14 protein-coding genes are annotated in these 16,791 nt (G+C 58.5%); 7 read left to right on the forward strand and 7 right to left on the reverse strand.

Annotation, left to right across the window (positions count from 1 at the left end; all coding sequences use genetic code 11):
• Position 1 precedes the first annotated feature (1 nt).
• Genes wsfD through M017_RS0110295 form a run of 3 tightly spaced genes read left to right on the forward strand, consistent with a single transcriptional unit; the run spans position 2 to position 3,151 of the window.
• A complete protein-coding gene (gene wsfD / locus M017_RS0110285) occupies positions 2-1,285 on the forward strand; it encodes a glycan biosynthesis hexose transferase WsfD (protein WP_051669819.1) in 1,284 nt (427 codons plus the stop codon).
• Positions 1,286-1,291: 6 nt separating this feature from the next.
• Entirely contained in the window at positions 1,292-2,290 is a 999-nt protein-coding gene (locus M017_RS0110290; RefSeq protein ID WP_031497769.1) for a lysylphosphatidylglycerol synthase transmembrane domain-containing protein, read from the forward strand.
• 6 nt (positions 2,291-2,296) lie between these two features.
• Positions 2,297-3,151, forward strand: a complete 855-nt coding sequence (locus M017_RS0110295) for a PIG-L deacetylase family protein (RefSeq protein WP_031497770.1) — start codon at positions 2,297-2,299, stop codon at positions 3,149-3,151.
• Positions 3,152-3,223: 72 nt separating this feature from the next.
• Here M017_RS0110295 and efp read toward each other — a convergent pair whose 3' ends face one another.
• Positions 3,224-3,781: an elongation factor P gene (efp, locus tag M017_RS0110300; RefSeq protein WP_031497771.1), complete on the reverse strand. Its 558-nt coding sequence runs from the start codon at positions 3,779-3,781 to the stop codon at positions 3,224-3,226.
• Positions 3,782-3,864: 83 nt separating this feature from the next.
• On the opposite strand from efp, the gene guaB reads away from it, so the two are divergent.
• Entirely contained in the window at positions 3,865-5,319 is a 1,455-nt protein-coding gene (gene guaB / locus M017_RS0110305; RefSeq protein ID WP_031497772.1) for an IMP dehydrogenase, read from the forward strand.
• A gap of 3 nt (positions 5,320-5,322) precedes the next feature.
• On the opposite strand, the gene xseA is transcribed toward guaB, so the two are convergent.
• Positions 5,323-6,714, reverse strand: coding sequence for an exodeoxyribonuclease VII large subunit (xseA, locus tag M017_RS0110310; protein WP_031497773.1), 1,392 nt, complete (start codon positions 6,712-6,714; stop codon positions 5,323-5,325).
• 27 nt (positions 6,715-6,741) lie between these two features.
• On the opposite strand from xseA, the gene M017_RS0110315 reads away from it, so the two are divergent.
• The gene (locus M017_RS0110315) at positions 6,742-7,881 is read left to right on the forward strand and encodes a DegT/DnrJ/EryC1/StrS family aminotransferase (protein WP_031497774.1); all 1,140 of its coding nucleotides are present in this window, start codon (positions 6,742-6,744) and stop codon (positions 7,879-7,881) included.
• On the opposite strand, the gene wecB is transcribed toward M017_RS0110315, so the two are convergent.
• The 3 genes from wecB to M017_RS0110330 are packed head-to-tail and all read right to left on the reverse strand — an operon-like array spanning position 7,863 to position 10,715.
• Positions 7,863-8,969, reverse strand: a complete 1,107-nt coding sequence (wecB, locus tag M017_RS0110320) for a non-hydrolyzing UDP-N-acetylglucosamine 2-epimerase (protein WP_031497775.1) — start codon at positions 8,967-8,969, stop codon at positions 7,863-7,865. The two genes, M017_RS0110315 and wecB, sit on opposite strands and share 19 nt — an antisense overlap.
• A gap of 4 nt (positions 8,970-8,973) precedes the next feature.
• Positions 8,974-9,549: a hypothetical protein gene (locus tag M017_RS0110325; RefSeq protein WP_031497776.1), complete on the reverse strand. Its 576-nt coding sequence runs from the start codon at positions 9,547-9,549 to the stop codon at positions 8,974-8,976.
• Positions 9,525-10,715 carry a PQQ-dependent sugar dehydrogenase gene (locus M017_RS0110330; protein WP_080508003.1) on the reverse strand — a complete coding sequence of 397 codons (1,191 nt, stop codon included), beginning with the start codon at positions 10,713-10,715 and terminating at the stop codon, positions 9,525-9,527. The genes M017_RS0110325 and M017_RS0110330 overlap by 25 nt, the downstream gene beginning before the upstream one ends.
• Before the next feature lie 45 nt (positions 10,716-10,760).
• Here M017_RS0110330 and M017_RS0110335 point away from each other — a divergent pair, with 45 nt between their 5' ends.
• A complete protein-coding gene (locus tag M017_RS0110335) occupies positions 10,761-13,076 on the forward strand; it encodes an ACT domain-containing protein (RefSeq protein WP_162179882.1) in 2,316 nt (771 codons plus the stop codon).
• Here the strand turns inward: M017_RS0110335 and M017_RS0110340 are convergent.
• Positions 13,063-13,965, reverse strand: coding sequence for a BsuPI-related putative proteinase inhibitor (locus M017_RS0110340; RefSeq protein ID WP_031497779.1), 903 nt, complete (start codon positions 13,963-13,965; stop codon positions 13,063-13,065). The two genes, M017_RS0110335 and M017_RS0110340, sit on opposite strands and share 14 nt — an antisense overlap.
• A gap of 9 nt (positions 13,966-13,974) precedes the next feature.
• Here M017_RS0110340 and M017_RS0110345 point away from each other — a divergent pair, with 9 nt between their 5' ends.
• The gene (locus M017_RS0110345; RefSeq protein WP_051669823.1) at positions 13,975-15,516 is read left to right on the forward strand and encodes an L-aspartate oxidase; all 1,542 of its coding nucleotides are present in this window, start codon (positions 13,975-13,977) and stop codon (positions 15,514-15,516) included.
• On the opposite strand, the gene M017_RS0110350 is transcribed toward M017_RS0110345, so the two are convergent.
• Positions 15,491-16,756 (reverse strand): alpha/beta hydrolase family protein, encoded by a 1,266-nt coding sequence (locus M017_RS0110350; protein WP_031497781.1) that lies wholly within the window; start codon positions 16,754-16,756, stop codon positions 15,491-15,493. The two genes, M017_RS0110345 and M017_RS0110350, sit on opposite strands and share 26 nt — an antisense overlap.
• Between the last annotated feature and the right edge of the window lie 35 nt (positions 16,757-16,791).

Raw genomic sequence — 16,791 nt, forward strand, 5'->3', positions numbered from 1 at the left:
GTTGAGCAAGCGCAGCAAATTTCTTTGGCTTCTTCTCTTCCTCTGCCCCATTGTGTGGCAGCTTTGGGTGCCTCCCTATACAGGGCTGGCCGACAACGGGGACTTTGCCAAGGTGGTGGGTCGATATTCTCTCGCTCCGACCGCACCCGGGCCGCAGCAGACGTTTTACTACTTCAATCGCATCTGGGAAGTTTCGCCGGCTGCGTTCTGGCTGAGTCCTTATTGGGGTGTTGAGGTCTGGCTGACGCGGTTTGCGATCTGGATCGGCGGTACGGCGCCGTTTGACATGCGTTGGCTGGGGCTGTTGCATACCGCGATCTTTTCCGTGGCTGCGTGGTTCTTTCTGAGCCAGCGCGCCATTCCAAATCTGTTTGCGATTGTCGCGTTCACGGATGCGGCCTATGTCACTTACTTCCAGAGTTTCTATTTCGATGCGGCGAGCCTGATCTTTCTGTTGGTGTTCTTTGCCAGTTGGATTGCCGGGCAACCGGTGGCGCTCGCTTTGGGGGCAGTGGGCTTCTCCTTATCGAAAGGGCCGCACGCGCCTGTTGCCGTTCTGCTGGGGCTCATTCTGCTTGCGCAGGGGCGCCGGAGTTTTCTGCCTGCCGCGCTCGCTCTTCTGGTGGGCGGTGGCTATCTGCTGAGCCAGACTCGCGATGAATACAAGGCGACCGCCTATTACAATCTGGCGTTCTTCAAGCTTGGCGTTGTCGATCCGTCCTCGCTGGAGGATTTGAAGGTTGCCCCCGCCAACAGGCGATGGATCGGCACCCATGCCTTTATGCCCGAGAGCCCGGCGCAGAGTGAGGTCTGGTTGCGCAGCTTTTTTCCGGCGGGTGGCTATGGCAATGCCGCCAAGTACTATCTGACGCATCCATGGACGGCGGTGAAGATTCTGTATGCCGATCTGGCGACCGAGGCACCGCAGATTCGGGCCCAGAATCTGGGGAACTACGAGCCTTCTACGGGCAAAGCTTATGGCTCCAGGTCCAAGAGCTTCGGCTGGTATAGCGAAGCGAAGAGCTGGTTTTTTACCGCGGCGCCTTGGCATCTTTTTCTACTGGTTCCAACTGCTGCCTGGCTTGTCTGGCGCGTGGCGGCTTTGCGCTGGCCGCTCGCCGGAGTGCTGCTGGTGGGGAGTTATGAATTTGCAGTCGCCTCTCTGGCCGATGCCTGCGAAACCTACCGGCATCTCCTGCTGTTTCATGTCTCCTACGACCTTCTGCTCTTTCTTGCCTTGACGGCATGGCTTGTTACCCAATCGAAACGGCCTTCATCGCTATGATGGAACTTGGAGCGCATCAAGCTAAGCTGGCAGAGCATTCTCCTGCTGGTGCTAACGAATCTTGCCTCGTTGGGGATCCTGTTCTGGGTTCTCCAGGACGTCCACCTTTCGGAGTTATGGCCGGAGATCCAGCAAATGCAATGGGGCTGGGTGGCTATTGCCGCGGTTACGGACATTCTGGTTTACGTGATTCAGGGTTGGCGTTGGAGTATTCTGTTGCGCCCGGTCTCCCGCATTCCTGTGATGCGCAGCGTGCGCGCGATCTATGTCGGCCTCTACGCAAACGAGGTGCTGCCCTTCCGCAGTGGCGAAATTATTCGCAGTTATCTCCAGTCGCGCTGGGGGCACCTGCCGTTTAGCGTTGTGCTTTCGAGCATTGCGATCGAGCGGATCTTCGATGGCATTTGGCTCGTTCTGTACCTGAGCATTGTGGTGCAGTTTGTCGACCTGCCGCGCCGCATCCGCGATGGCGGCTATGTGCTGATTCTGGTGGTGGGGCTGCTGGCAGCCGCTCTTGCCTTTATCATTGCTTTCCAGACCAAGGCGAAGGAACTGGCAAAGCATTGGCGTTGGGGCGACAAGGCGCGCATCTTTGTGGATGACTTGCAGGCGATGGGCGCTTCGCGCAGTTTCTTTTTATCCTGGCTGGCCAGCTTGCCGCACCTGCTTCTGATGGCCGTGCCGATCTATTGTGTGATGCGGGCTTATGGGTTGACTGGCTTTACGCTCTGGGATGCGGCGGTGGTCAACGTGATCGTCCGGCTTGGAACGATTGTTCCTGGGGCTCCGGGGAATCTGGGTGTTTATCAGGGGTTGATCGTGTTTGCGCTGATGTTTTTTGGCATCGATGCGGATGTGGCCAAACGTTTTAGCCTGATCGTCTGGGCGATTGTCACGTTGCCGCTTCTGATTGCCGGAGTTGTGGCCTTGTCCGTCACCGGCTTCAATCTGCGGGAACTCCAGAAAACTGCCACCGCCGTGAAGGCTGATGAACACCTAAAATAGTGTTCCATGCGTCTTCTATGTTTTCTTCTGCTCTCTACCCTCGCGATGTCCGCTCAGATTCGAGTGATCGCGTTCGGGGCTCATCCTGACGATTGCGATATTGGTTCTGCCGGTCTTGCGGCGAAGTTTGCTGCGATGGGGCATAAGGTGAAGTTTGTCGCCTTGACGAATGGCGACGCCGGACACCAAACCACGGGAGGTGGCGCGCTCGCCAAGCGCAGGCGCTTGGAGGCGCAGGAGAGCGGCCGGCGGTTGGGGATCGAATATGAAGTGCTCGACAATCACGATGGCGAATTGTTCCCGACGCTCGATGTGCGCCTCCAGGTGATCCGGCGCATTCGAGACTGGAATGCCGACATCGTTCTGTCGCCGCGTTCAAATGACTATCATCCGGACCATCGCAACACCGGCCTGGTGGTGCAGGATGCGGCGTTCATGGTGATGGTTCCGAATGTGGCGCCCGACACTCCGCCGCTCAAGAAGAATCCGGTTTTTCTGCACTATCAGGATCGCTTCCAGAAGCCCGAGCCGTTTCACCCCGATATTGCCATCGACATCACCGATACCTTTGACAAGAAGATTGATGCTCTTGATGCGCATGTGAGCCAGGTGTATGAATGGTTGCCGTGGGTGGGGCAGATGCCGGGTGAGGTGCCCACGAATCCGGCAGAGCGCCGCGCCTGGTTAAAGAAGTCGCGGACGAGAACGATTACGCCTGCGATCCGGGCCTCTCTGGAGAAGTGGTACGGCAAGGAGCGTGCAGCCCGTGTGGAGCATGCGGAGGCGTTCGAGGTCTCCGAGTATGGCACGCAGCCGGATGAGGCGCTGTTGCGCAAGCTGTTCCCGATGGTCGGCAAATAGCTTCGCCTCCCAAAAGAAAATCGCGCCGCCAGCATGAGCTTGGGGCGCGATTTCTTTTGCAATAGCGGAGAGTTATGCGCGTTCCATGTAGGTGCCTTCGGCGGTGTTGATGCGGATCTTCTCGCCCTGCTCGATGAACTGCGGAACAGTGACCATCATGCCGGTCTCGAGCTTGGCCTGCTTGCCGACGTTGGAGACGCTGGCGCCCTTGATGCTGGGTTCGGTTTCGACAATGCGCAGGTCGACGGTGGGGGGAGGCTCCACGCTGATGGGACGGCCGTCATAGTAGGTGACGACGACGGGAAGGTTGTCGATCAGGTAGTTGACAGAATCGCCCAGGAACTCGCCCGCGAGCTGTACCTGTTCGTAAGTCTCTGTGTTCATGAAGTAGTAGAACTCAGAGTCGTTGTACATGTACTCCATTTTGTGTTCATCCATCTGCGCCTTTTCGACTTTGTCTTCGGAGGCGAAGCGGTGTTCATTCATGGAGCCGCTGCGGAGGTTGCGCATCTTGACTTGAACGAAGCCACGCAGGTTCCCCGGAGTACGGTGAGTCATCGTAAATACGGAATAGAGTTCGCCATTGAACTTGATGACCATGCCCGGGCGAATTTGTGTTGCTGCAATCATATCTGTCCAGCCATACATTTTAGCATTTTGTGCTGTATTCATTGGGCTTGGGTGCACCCGCGCATTGTCGTACCATGAACAAAATGATTCCTGAGTTCATAGCGGAAGGGCTCACGTTCGATGACGTACTGCTCGTTCCGGCGCGAAGTGCCGTGTTGCCCGCGCAAGTCGACCCCAGAACCAATTTCACAAAGTCGATTGGTGTCAACATCCCTTTGATCAGTTCGGCGATGGATACCGTCACCGAAAGCGGCCTCGCCATCGCCCTCGCACAGCAGGGAGGCATTGGAGTCATCCACAAAAATCTCTCCATCGACCGGCAGGCGGAAGAAGTCGATAAAGTGAAGCGCAGTGAAAGCGGGATGATTGTCGATCCGGTGACAATCGACCCCGATCAGCGCATCCAGGACGCTCTGGCGCTGATGCGCCGCTACCGGATCAGCGGCGTTCCGGTGACCAAGAACGGCAAATTGGTGGGAATTCTCACCAATCGCGATCTGCGTTTTGAGACTCGCTACGATCTTCCGATCAGCGACCTGATGACGAAAGAGAATTTGATTACCGTCCCGGTCGGCACGACGCTCGAAGAGGCGGAACTGATTCTGCACAAGCATCGCGTCGAGAAGCTGCTGGTGGTGGATGACGATTACACGCTCAAGGGCCTGATCACCGTCAAGGACATCCAGAAGAAGATCAAGTATCCGCACAGCGCGAAGGATCTGCAAGGCCGTCTGCGCGTTGCGGCTGCGATTGGGGCGGGCAAAGATTTTCTGGAGCGCGCCACCGCTCTGGTTGCCGCAAAGGCCGATGTGTTGGTGATCGATAGCGCACACGGACATTCTGAAGGAGTGTTGCATGCCTTGAAGACGATCAAGGAAAAGCTTTCGGGCGTCCAGGTGGTGGTGGGCAACGTTGCCACCTATGAGGGCGCGAAAGACCTCATTGATCTGGGCGCGGATGGGATCAAGGTGGGCATTGGGCCCGGTTCTATCTGTACGACGCGTGTGGTGAGCGGCGCCGGTGTGCCGCAGATTACCGCGATTGCCGAATGTGCCAAAGCAACGCGTCCGGCGGGAATTCCGTTGATCAGCGATGGCGGCATCAAGTTCTCCGGCGACGTGACGAAGGCGATTGCCGCGGGCGCCGATTGCGTCATGATTGGCAGCCTGTTTGCCGGCACCGACGAGAGCCCGGGCGAGACGATTCTGTTCCAGGGCCGCACCTTCAAGAGCTATCGCGGGATGGGTTCGCAGGGCGCAATGTCGCAGGGTTCGAGCGAACGCTACGGACAAGAAGGCGTTGGCAAGCTGGTGCCGGAAGGCATTGAAGGCCGTGTGGCGAGCAAGGGTCCGCTGGGCGAACTGGTGTTCCAGTTGGTGGGCGGCCTGCGCGCCGGGATGGGCTATTGCGGCGCGGGGACGATTCGGGAACTGCAAGACAAGGCAAAGTTCCTGCGTGTCAGTCCGGCTGGCCTGCGGGAGAGCCATGTGCACGACGTGATCATCACCAAGGAAGCACCGAACTATCGCTTGGAATAAGTGTTAGGCCGGTGCTTTTGTTTTTCGGCGTGCCGGCGTCTTTCCTGTTCCGACAACCACCCCGAACTCGCCGCTGGCAACGCGCACCTGCAGTGCTTGTCCGTCGCTAACGGCCTTCGCATCGCGAATCACTTTGCGGTCTGCATCGAAAACCAGCGCGAAGCCGCGATCGAGGATGCGGGTGGGGTTGAGATTCGACAATTGGCCTTCCAGCGATTTCTGCCGGAGGGCCTTTTCACTGAGGATCGCTGTCACGCGGCGATCGAGCTTGGCCTGCATGCTCCAAAGGCGCTCGCGCAGCATCATGAAGCGGATGCGCTGGTCCTTCAGCATCAGATCGAAGGTCCACTTCTGGTAGCGGAGCTGAAGATTCCAGAGCCGGTTCTTGAGCAATCCGTTCATACGGGCATCCTTCTCGTCGATGGTCTGGCTTAAGCGATTCAAGCGCCGCACCAGCAGCGTACGTGCTCGTTCGACGCCTTGCCGGAAAAACATCTCGCGCCGCGTAGCGATGCTATGCCGTACACTGCGCGCCATGCTCCGCTCGAGGCCTTCGATGCGCTCGATCAGCGCTGTGACATCGGGGGCGATGATTTCGGCCGCGGCAGACGGCGTGGGGGCGCGAAGGTCGGCGACAAAGTCGGCGATGGTGAAGTCGGTTTCGTGGCCGACTGCGGAAACCACGGGCATGGCGCTCGCAGCAATGGCGCGGGCGACGCTTTCTTCGTTGAAGCTCCAGAGGTCTTCGATCGAGCCGCCGCCGCGGGCGACGACAATCACATCCGGCCAGCCACTTTCGGTAAAGTAGCGCAGCCCGTCGCAAAGTTGCTCCGCACTGCCCGCGCCCTGGACGAGCGCCGGATAGATGCGAATCTCGAGGCCAGGGGAGCGGCGCGCAAAGACGTGCAGCATGTCCTGGATGACGGCGCCGGTAGGCGAGGTGACGATGCCAATCCGGCGTGGGTACTTGGGCAGCGGACGCTTGCGCGCGGCCTCAAAAAGGCCTTCCTCCTGGAGCCGCCGCTTTAATGCCTCAAAGGCCTGCTGTAAGGCTCCGGCGCCCTGCAATTCCACGTGTTCCACCAGAAATTGATAGGCTCCGCGCGGTTCATAAATGTCGATCGAACCGCGCGCCTGCACTTGCATGCCATCGCGCAGCGCCGTCTTTAAGAGGCGCGCATTCTGCTTGTACATCGCACAGGAGAGGACGGTATCCTCTTCCTTGAGATTGAAGTAGAGGTGACCGCTTGCGGCAACCTTAAGCGCTGAAATCTCGCCCGATACCGAAATGTTCGAATACTTCTCCCGCAATAAGCGCTTCAACTGCGCGGTGATTTGCTTTACGCTGAACTTTTCTGGCGTCCAGGGCTTCCACTCCAACCCAATCTGTTCCACTCACTCGATACTATCGGAAGTAGCAGCATGTCTACTCTGACCCGGCAAGTTCCGCTCCTCGACCTCGTTGCGCAACACGCGCAGATCCGTGAAGAGATCCTCGCGGAATTGATTCCACTCATCGATTCACAGCGCTTCATCATGGGGCCGGCGGTGGCCGAACTGGAACACCAGATTGCCGGCTACACGCAGTCAAAGTACGCGATTGGCTGCGCAAGCGGCAGCGATGCTCTGCTGCTGGCCTGGATGGCACTTGAACTTGGCCCGGGCGACAAGGTGATTACGACGCCTTTTTCGTTCTTTGCAACGGCTGGGTCGCTTTCTATCCTCGGCATCGAGCCGGTTTTTGTCGATATCGACCCGGTCACCTTCAATCTCGATCCGAATCAGGTTGAAGACGTGCTGAAGAAGACTTCGGGAGTCTGGGCGATCCAGCCTGTGCATCTCTATGGGGCTGCTGCCGACATGGACCCGCTGCTTGCACTGGGCGCCCAGTACGGTGCGGTGGTTGTCGAGGACGCGGCGCAGGCCATTGGTGCCGAGTACAAGGGGCGCCGCTGCGGCTCGATCGGCGCTATAGGCTGCTTTAGCTTTTATCCGGGCAAGAATCTGGGCGGCTATGGCGACAGTGGCATCGTCACCACCAATGACCCGACCCTGGCGGAAACGCTGGTGAAGCTGCGCCAACATGGTGGCCGCGACAAGTACATGCACGAACTGGTCGGCATCAATTCGCGCATCGATACGATGCAGGCCGCTGTCCTCAATGTGAAGATGCGCCATCTCGATGCCTGGACCCGGCGTCGCCAGGAGAATGCTGCCCGCTATGTCGAACTCTTTGCCGCCTTCGATCTCCCCATCGTCCTGCCGTCGATTGCACCCTACCAGACCCGCCACGTCTTCAACCAGTTCACCCTCCGCTGCCAGCGCCGCGATGCATTGAAAGCGCATCTGCAGGCGCACGGCGTGGGTTGCGAAATCTACTATCCACTGCCTCTGCACCTGCAGGAATGCTATGCCGACCTGGGCTATCAGCGGGGAGATTTGCCGGTGAGTGAATTGCTGGCTGCTGAGGCGCTGAGCCTTCCCATCTATCCGGAACTGACGCCGGACGATCAAGCCTATGTCGTTGAGACGGTGGCCGGCTTCTATCGCGATTCGAAGTAAGCGCGAACGGCCGTTTCGATCCGGGGACAGGCCCGTCCATCGCCATAAGGATTGTGGATGTGGCTGCGGCGCTCATATTCCACTGGATCGTCGAGAAGCAGGCTTGCCTCGTGAACGATTTTCTCTTCGTCGGTGCCTACCAGGCGCACGGTTCCGGCCGCGACTGCTTCCGGCCGCTCGGTGACCTCGCGGGTCACTAGGATCGGTTTGCCAAGCGAAGGCCCTTCTTCTTGCACGCCGCCGGAATCAGTCACGATGAAGAAGCTGCGGTGCATCAGGTCGAGGAAGGGCAGATAGTCCTGGGGCGCAATCAGATGGACATTCGTCTTTCCGCGGAGCAGTTCTTCCACTGGGCCGCGCACCTTGGGGTTGGGATGCACGGGGTAGACGAGTTCCACATCTGGCCGTGCGGCCAAGCGGGCGAGGGCACGGCAAAGACGTTCTAGGCCGTCGCCAAAATTCTCCCGCCGGTGCCCGGTCACCAAAATGAGCCGCTTGCTTGCATCGAGAAAAGGCCAATCAAAAGCGGGCAGGCTCTGCATCGTGAGCAGTAGCGCATCGATTCCCGTATTGCCTGTGACGGAGATCGTACTCTCGGGTACTCCTTCGCGGCGCAGATTTTCTGCCGCCCATGGGGTGGCCGCCAGATGCAGGTTGGCGAGCTTGCAGGCGAGTTGGCGATTTGCCTCTTCGGGAAACGGCCGCGCGAGATCCCAGGTGCGCAGGCCAGCCTCAATGTGAGCGACGGGCACCCCTGCATAGAAGGCCCCCAGCGCGCCGCAGAGCGTCGTGGTGGTGTCTCCCTGAACCAATACCAGGTCAGGCTGGAGGGAGAAAAACACACCCTCCAGCGCGCTGAGAATTCGGGATGTCGATTGGAAGAGCGTTTGTCCGGGCAGCATCAAATCGAGATCGATGTCCGGAACAATGCCAAACACTGCCAGCGCCTGGCGCGCCATTTCGCGGTGTTGTCCGGTGGTGCACACGCATACGAGAAACTCCGCGGGCAGTTTCTGAAAGTGCAGAATGACCGGACTCAGCTTGATCGCCTCAGGCCGGGTGCCAAGAATGAAGAGCAGCGTCTTCATGGGCTTAGTGGCAGCCCTGACAGGTGAAGCGCTTGCCATGGCAGGAGGCGCAGGTGGTCTTGTCGAGATTCATCTTGCCGGTGGTGTGCCGGTCGAGAAAGTCCGGCGTATGGTTGGGAGGCCGCAAGTTCATCGTGTCGGCGTGGCATTTACTGCAACTGAAGGGTGCGTCGATCTTGTTGTGGCAGACCAGACAATCTTCCATGTTCGGGAAGTTCGCCTTGGTCAAGGGACCGGTGGCATTCGCTACGCCGCGATGGCAGGCGCTGCAGGCATTGTCCGTAACCAAGTCCGCCCGCAACCTGAGAATGTCAATGTGATTCGGGGAACCGATATATTCCTTGCGATCGATGGCGCCAGCAAGGATCGGCGCCAGATTGCCAAAACTGAGATGGCGGGCGTGATTGAAGTCTTTGAGGATCTTGCCCCGATGCTTGTCACTCAGACTGGTTGAGTTCTTCTGTGGGGCATGGCAAGTGAGGCACTCGACTTTCTTGTCGAGTGCCTCCTTGTGAGAAAACTGCGCCTGCAGAAGCAGCGGCGCAAGGAGTAGGACTAGCCCTTGTAGCTGACGCGCCAAACTTTGTTCCCACCGTCATCGCTGATTAGAAGGCTGCCGTCCGGCAATTGCAGAAGTCCCACGGGGCGGCCCCAGACTTCACGCTGGTCGGGCGCCAGCATCCAGCCCTGCAGAAACTCTTTGGGCTGACCGGCTGGCTTGCCATTCTTAAACGGAACGAACATCACGTTGTAGCCAACGCGCTTGGACCGGTTCCAGGAACCATGCTGGGCAATGAATGCGCCGCCCTGGTAGTCCTTCGGGAATTGCTTGCCGGTGTAGAACAGGAAGTCGAGCACGGCAACGTGTGCGCCGAGCGGGAGGTCAGGAGTGATCGTCTTTGCCACCAGTTCCGGCTTCTCCCCTTTTCGGCGGGGGTCTTCATTCTGACCGATGTAGGAATAAGGCCAGCCGTAAAAGCCGCCCTGCTTGATGCTGGTGAAGTAATCGGGGACCAGGTCATCGCCGAGTCCGTCCCGTTCCTGGACGGCGGCCCAGACTTCACCGGTGCCAGGTTGCAGGTGCAGCCCGATGGGGTTGCGCGTTCCGGAAGCGTAGATGTCCTTGGTCTTGCCGTCAGGGCTGATCCTGACGATTGCCGCGCGCATTTCCGGTTCCCCCGCGTCGACGTTGCTGCGTGAGCCGATGCCTACCAGGATGTTCTCGCCCTTTTTATCCAGGCTCAAACTACGCGTCCAATGGCCGGCGCCAAAGTCTTTCATGTTGAGAACTTCTTCTCCGGGGCCGACGCTGAAGGCCTTGGTGTTGTATTTATAGCGCTTCAGGGAAGTGGTTTCGCCGACATAAAGATAGTCCTTCCAGAGCAGCAGGCCATAGGGACGATCGAGACCTTTCAGGATCTCCTTGCGGTCATCGATCTTGCCATCCTTGTTGGTATCGAGCAGAACAAAGACCGAGCCGTTGTTCATCGAATCGCTCAACAGAATCTCGTTGGACGGACCCAGCATCATGTAGCGCGGCTTCTGGAATCCGGTTGCGAATTCTTCGACTGTAAAACCGGCAGGCAGCGTGAGCTTGGCGCCAGTCGGCTTTTCGACAACCTGCGGACGGTTATTGGCGGATGGGGTTTGGAAGGGGGGCGGCAGTTTTACTTGAGCCTGCCAGGCCACAAGGCCCAGGCTACACAACGATGCAGCGGCGATTGCTATAAGCAGCTTTTGAGTCATAGTCTTTCGTCTCCAATTCTAACGGCGTCTCGGGTACATTTGGATATGGGTCCAACCGCAGCCAGAATGCTGGCGCGTTCGAGTGAAGTTGACCGTTTTGTTCTCGCGGCCTGGGAGCAGTCCGTTGTACCAGCGCAGCGCTTGAGAAGTTGTGTTTTTGCTGTTGGGGGCTATGGCCGCCAGGAGCTTTTTCCTTACTCCGATATTGACCTTCTGATTCTCGAGGAGCCGAACACTTTTGTTGCTGGAGAACTGAGCGAGTTCCTCCGCGTACTGTGGGATGGCGGCTTCCGGGCAAGCCACAGCGTCCACACGGTTGCAGACTGCAAGCGCATCAGTCCGGGGAATGTCGAGTTCAGTATCAGCCTGCTCGATCGCCGTTTTCTCACCGGAAATACCGCATTGGCCAAGAGTTGTGAGGATGTCTGCCGCAAGCCTCCTAATGATCTGGCCGCCGAACTGGCGCGGATGACCGATCGCCGGCACGAGCGCTTCCAGCATACGATCCAACACCTCGAGCCCGATATGAAGGACACTTGCGGGGGCTTGCGCGATCTGAACACCATCCGTTGGTTTGCGAAGCTTGGCGTGGAGGCGGCGCCTGATCTCGAGGCCGAGAGCGAAGTGCTATTCGCCATTCGCTGGGCGCTGCATGTCCATGCTGGCCGGGATCAGAATGTTCTTCGCTTTGAGGAACAGGATGCGCTCTCTGACACTCCGGAAAGCTGGATGCGTATTTATTTCCGGCAGGCGCGCCGGATCTACGCTTGTTGCCGGGAATTGAAAGAACGTGTGCTCGACCGGCGTCCCGGCTTGGTGGGAACTTTCTTTGAGTCGCGCTCAAAGCTCTCGAATAGTGAATTTACGGTTTCGCGTGAGCAGATTCTGCTGCGTCATCCCGCGGCCTTTCAGACTGATCCTGGGGCGACCCACCGGCTCTTCGTATTTCAGGCTCGTCATGGACTCCGCTTGGCCCGCGATACGCAGAAGCGCATTACCGCCACTCCTCAGTGGACCTGGCAGGAATGGCGCACGCTGCTGGAGCTTCCGCACGCTGCCATCGCTTTGCGCGCGATGGCAGAAACCGGCTTTCTCAATACGCAGCTTCCCGAGTGGGAGCATATCGACTGTTTGGTGGTTCGCGATTTCTATCATCGCTATACGGTGGATGAGCATACGATGATTGCGCTCGAAGGCTTGGAGTCGCTGGGCTTTGAAGAGGCGCAGTTTGGCGCGCTCTGGCTCAATTGCGATACCAAGCCGCTGTTGCGCTTTGCGTTGCTGCTGCACGATATCGGCAAGGGCATGGGCGGCGATCATGATGCGCGCGCTGTTGCGATTGCCCAAGAAGTGGGAGGGCGCATCGGGATTCCCGCAGAAGATCTATCGGTGATCGAGCGGCTGATTGGCGAGCATTTGTTCTTATCGACACTGATCTCGACGCGCGATGTCGGCGACCCGGAGGTGGCTGCACAGGCTGCGCATCGCATGGAGACCAAAGAGTATCTGGGGATGCTGACCTTGCTGACAATTGCGGATTCGAGTGCCGTGTTTCCGGGTGCCATGACGACCTGGCGCCGAACGCAGCTGTGGCACGCGCACACTGCCATCGAACGGGAATTGACGAAAGAGCTGGAGGATGACCGCATTGCCTCGCCGCCCGATGTCTCAGGCGCCATGGCGGAGTTTGCGAAAGGCTTTCCCACCCGTTACTGGTTCCGCACCACAGATGGAGATCGCGCACTGCATCTCTCGCTTTCGACGGCGGCTCTGCATATTGGCGTTGCTTGTGATCTTCGCCGCCGCCAGGATGATTGGCAGTTGATTGTGGTGGCCCAGGACCGGCCGCGCCTGCTGGCAGATCTCGCGGGAACTCTTGCCAGTTTCGGGATGAACATCTTAAAGGCAGAAGCTTTCGGCAATGCGCGCCAGGAGGTGCTGGATCTCTTTGTTTTTACCGATCCGGTACGGACCCTGGAACTCAACCCACCCATTGTCAATGAGGTGAAGGAGGCCATCCGGCGGGTCGTCTTGGGAAAGGAAACAGCGGAACGGCTGTTGCGCCGCCGCTCGAAGCCAAACATCCGTTACCGCATGCAGATCGATACAGTGCTTCGCTTCGACAACGAAACTTCGCAGCATGCCACTCTGCTGGAATTGCAGGCTCAGGATCGGCCCGGTCTGCTCTATGATGTCGCGCGTACCATCTCGGAACAAGGCTGCGAGATTGATACCGTGTTGCTGCACACGGAAGGGCAACGTGCCGTCGACGTCTTCTACTTGCGCTCCGGCGGCGCAAAGCTGCTGCCGGAGCGCATGGAACAACTCACGGAGAATCTCCGGCAGGCTATGGCAAACTGAGGCTCGCCGTGGCCGAGAACTTCTGGCCATTCCGGGTCATGAGCACAGCTTCCACTGAATAGAGGCCGACTGTCTTTGCGTGGAAGGGGAGCGTCTCCTGCCACACCTCTTCGCCGAAGAGACGAATCTGCTTTGCTTCTGCGGTGAACAGCTTATCGGCGCTCCAGCGATAGGCCACTTCGCCAGCTTCGTCCCGAATGATGAAGTCATAGATCTGACCGGAGGCGAACTGCAGAATTAAGGGCAACTCGTTCCGGTTGGTCAAGGTCAGACGTGCGCCCACCTTGCCCTCGCCCAGATTGGTGACTGAGATCGAAGCACTCACCCCGGCTTCGTTCAGATAGGTGATGCCGCCGATTTGCGCATAGATCAACTCGAATACGCGCTCGCCGGTAAAGGAAGTCTGGGCACGGCGAACCAGCCCCAAGTTCGGCACAAAGGTTTCGCTGGTCAGCCCTGTGTCGGCACAGTTGCCCCCAGAGTATTCGATGGTGGCAGCTCCTTCAAAGTAACCAATTGGCCCGTGATAGCTGTCGAGCTTTTGAGTGAACAGGCCATTTTCATAGCAGGGCGCAATGTCGCGGGCAAACTTGAGACCATCGAAGAAGAGGAAGGGGGATTCCAGTTTATTTACCGGATGAATCTGTTGGAAGCCGCCATCTTCGTCACGACGGATCAGAACTTCTGCCGCCGCATAGCCAGTCAGGCGATGATAGGTTTTGTTCTTCAGTTGTACGGATTCGCCAAGTTTGAGTGTCAGCGTTTCCTGTCCGGTGCCGGATGTCTGGCGATAGATCCAGGTGCTTCCCGGCACGAGCGGGAAATAATCTTGTGCGGAGGCCCCAAGGCTCGCAAGGAAAAATACAAGTAGGGTAAGCGTTTGTTTCATAAAGAAAAAATGTCCTTCGACTTTCTGGTCGTGGGCGCGGGTGTGGCGGGATTGAGAGCAGCGATCACCTTGGCCGAGCATGGGACGGTACTCGTGGTGGCCAAGGACACAATCGAAGAGTCTTCTACGGAATACGCGCAAGGTGGCATCGCAGTAGCTCTCTCCGATGATGATAATTTTACGTTGCATTTCCAGGACACCTTGCTTGCGGGCGATGGTTTGTGTTACGAACCGGCGGTTGCAGCCCTGGTTCAAGAGGGTCCAGCCCGAATCGAAGAATTACTGGCCTGGGGAGCGAATTTCGATAAGGAAAATGGGCAGTTTCTCATGGCCCGGGAAGGGGCGCATAGCCGGAGCCGCGTGCTGCATGCGGGGGGCGATTCCACCGGGCACGAGATTGCCCGGTCTCTGTATGAGAAGGCTCGCTCACTGCCGAACCTACGCTTTGAGAGTTTTGCCGCTGTCACCGACCTGTTGATCGAAGACGGGCAAGTCATTGGCGCTGTCGCCTATGACCAGAAGGCGCGGGTCCGGGTCAACGTCTATTCGCGAGCGGTGCTGCTGGCCACCGGCGGGGCAGGGCAGCTCTTTCTCAATACCACCAACCCGAGCGTTGCAACGGGCGATGGCATCGGGATTGCTTATCGAGCCGGGGCAGAAGTGGCGGATGTCGAATTTATCCAGTTTCATCCCACTGCTTTATACATTCCGGGCCGTCCTCGATTCCTGCTCAGCGAGGCTCTGCGCGGCGAGGGCGCGTTGCTGCGGAACATTAACGGTGAGCGCTTCATGCAGCGCTATCACCCAATGGAAGAACTGGCGCCGCGCGATGTGGTGAGCCGCTCGATCGTCGCTGAAATGCGTGCGACGCACTCGACTCATGTTCTCCTCGACCTGAGCCATAAGGATGCAGCCTGGATCCGCCAGCGCTTTCCCACCATTTATGAGACCTGCTTCCGCTTTGGAATCGATCTCACCAAGCAAGCCGCTCCTGTACATCCTGCGGCCCACTACATCATGGGCGGTGTGCGTACCGATCTTCATGGCCGCACCAGTGTCAACGGCCTCTTTGCCGCTGGCGAAGCTGCCTGTACAGGTGTTCATGGGGCGAATCGATTGGCGAGTAATTCGCTGCTCGAAGGTGTTGTTTTCGGTGCCCGCGCCGGCGAAGCGATGCTTGGCGCCGCGAAGGGCCCCGAGCTTGGCCGTACCTTTGGCGATGAGCAGTTTCCGCTGCTCAAGCGCGAGCAACTCCAGACTCTGGCCTGGGACGGTTGCGGCATTCTGCGCGATGCCGCAGGCATCTCGGCCGTATTGCATGCCGTGGATCAGGGCGGACGCGAATTGATCGAGGAGCCGGATCGCAAGGATTACGAACGCCGCAATCTGGCGACAGTGCTGCGGCTGGTAGCAAAGGCGGCACTGCTGCGCGAGGAGTCGCGCGGGGGCCACTACCGCTTAGATTTTCCAGCCAAGCAAGACCCTCCCCGTCACTCGCAACTGAAGCGCGGTGTGCCCACCAGCCTCATTTCGTGGACAGAGTCTTCTTAAGCCAGGTCTGAACGGTTTCGATCGCCACCGGCGAGAGAGTCTCTTCGATCTTGCCGTATTCCTGGCCACTGCCGGTCTGCGCGGTTTGGAAGAGATGGTTCAGTTTGGGCAGCGTCTCGATGGTGACGTTCTTGTTGCCGCCTTCGCGGAGCGCCGCTCCGATGGCTGTCAGGTTCTCGTCCGCGTTCACCTGCTTGTCGAGTGACCCATTCAATGCAAGCACTGGACACTTCACCTTCTGCAGCGTCGGTGCCGGATCGTAGGCCCAGAAGTGCTTGAGCCAAAGGTCGCTCGACAGATTTGCTTGCATCTTCTCGAGGGTCTTCTTCGCATTCTCCTGTGCCATCTCTTCGTTGAGTCCGGCGGCGCGAGCCAGATCGGGGAGTTGGCGCCGCAGCACTTTTTCGCCCGTCACTCCGGTGCCTGCCAGCAATACGATGCCTGCCAGCTTCGGGTCCGCGGCGGCCACGATGGGCGCGATGAGCCCGCCCTCGCTATGCCCCATCACGACGATCTTCGTTGCATCGATATCCTTACGCGTTCGAAGATAAGTCACCGCTCCCGCGGCATCAAGCGCAAAATCGTTCGAGGTAGAGCCCTTAAATTTTCCGGTCGATTTTGCGGTGCCCCGGTCGTCATAACGCAACACTGTAAAGCCGGCGCGGGTGAGCGCATCGGCCCAGATCCAAAAGGGCTTGTGGCCGGCCAGTTCCTCGTCGCGATTCTGCGGGCCAGACCCAGATACCAACACCACTGCCGCAAACCGGCCTGCGCCCTTCGGCTTGGTGAGTGTCGCGGCCAGGGTGACGTCCGGCGCGCCTCCGGTGAAGCTCACTTCTTCGACTTCATACACAAAAGGCGGCTTCGGCTCCTGTGGCCTTGCCGGCCTGGGTAACTCCGCGACGCGCTTGAGCACCAGTTCCAAGGCTGCGCCCTGTGTGAAGGTGCCGGTGATGGTTTTTCCATCCTCGCTGAAGCTGCCTTCATAGCTTGCGCCGATTACCGGCAAGCTGATTTTTAGAAGCTTCCCTTCCACCTGCACGCTTGCCGCCGGAATGTTGGCATAGCCTTGGTCGATCGAGACGATCTCGCCGCTGAGCTTGCCTTCGCTGGACTGGCGTAATTCTAGACCCAGCCGAAGCTTGCCCGCAAAGCCGGCATCCAATTGGCCGAGATAAGTTCCTGCGACTGATTGTCCGAACAATCCTGACACGGCCAGCAGCAGAATGAGGAGTTTCATACAGATATCCTAGTCCTCTGGACTGGCGATTGCGA

Source organism: Bryobacter aggregatus MPL3, from assembly GCF_000702445.1.
Lineage (GTDB): Bacteria > Acidobacteriota > Terriglobia > Bryobacterales > Bryobacteraceae > Bryobacter > Bryobacter aggregatus.

Coding starts and splice junctions, on each gene's coding strand:
- M017_RS0110295 (WP_031497770.1), top strand. CDS start 2,297: ATGCGTCTTCTATGTTTTCTTCTGCTCTCTACCCTCGCGATGTCCGCT.
- efp (WP_031497771.1), bottom strand. CDS start 3,781: ATGATTGCAGCAACACAAATTCGCCCGGGCATGGTCATCAAGTTCAAT.
- guaB (WP_031497772.1), top strand. CDS start 3,865: ATGATTCCTGAGTTCATAGCGGAAGGGCTCACGTTCGATGACGTACTG.
- M017_RS0110315 (WP_031497774.1), top strand. CDS start 6,742: ATGTCTACTCTGACCCGGCAAGTTCCGCTCCTCGACCTCGTTGCGCAA.
- wecB (WP_031497775.1), bottom strand. CDS start 8,969: ATGAAGACGCTGCTCTTCATTCTTGGCACCCGGCCTGAGGCGATCAAG.
- M017_RS0110330 (WP_080508003.1), bottom strand. CDS start 10,715: ATGACTCAAAAGCTGCTTATAGCAATCGCCGCTGCATCGTTGTGTAGC.
- M017_RS0110335 (WP_162179882.1), top strand. CDS start 10,761: ATGGGTCCAACCGCAGCCAGAATGCTGGCGCGTTCGAGTGAAGTTGAC.
- M017_RS0110340 (WP_031497779.1), bottom strand. CDS start 13,965: ATGAAACAAACGCTTACCCTACTTGTATTTTTCCTTGCGAGCCTTGGG.
- M017_RS0110345 (WP_051669823.1), top strand. CDS start 13,975: ATGTCCTTCGACTTTCTGGTCGTGGGCGCGGGTGTGGCGGGATTGAGA.
- M017_RS0110350 (WP_031497781.1), bottom strand. CDS start 16,756: ATGAAACTCCTCATTCTGCTGCTGGCCGTGTCAGGATTGTTCGGACAA.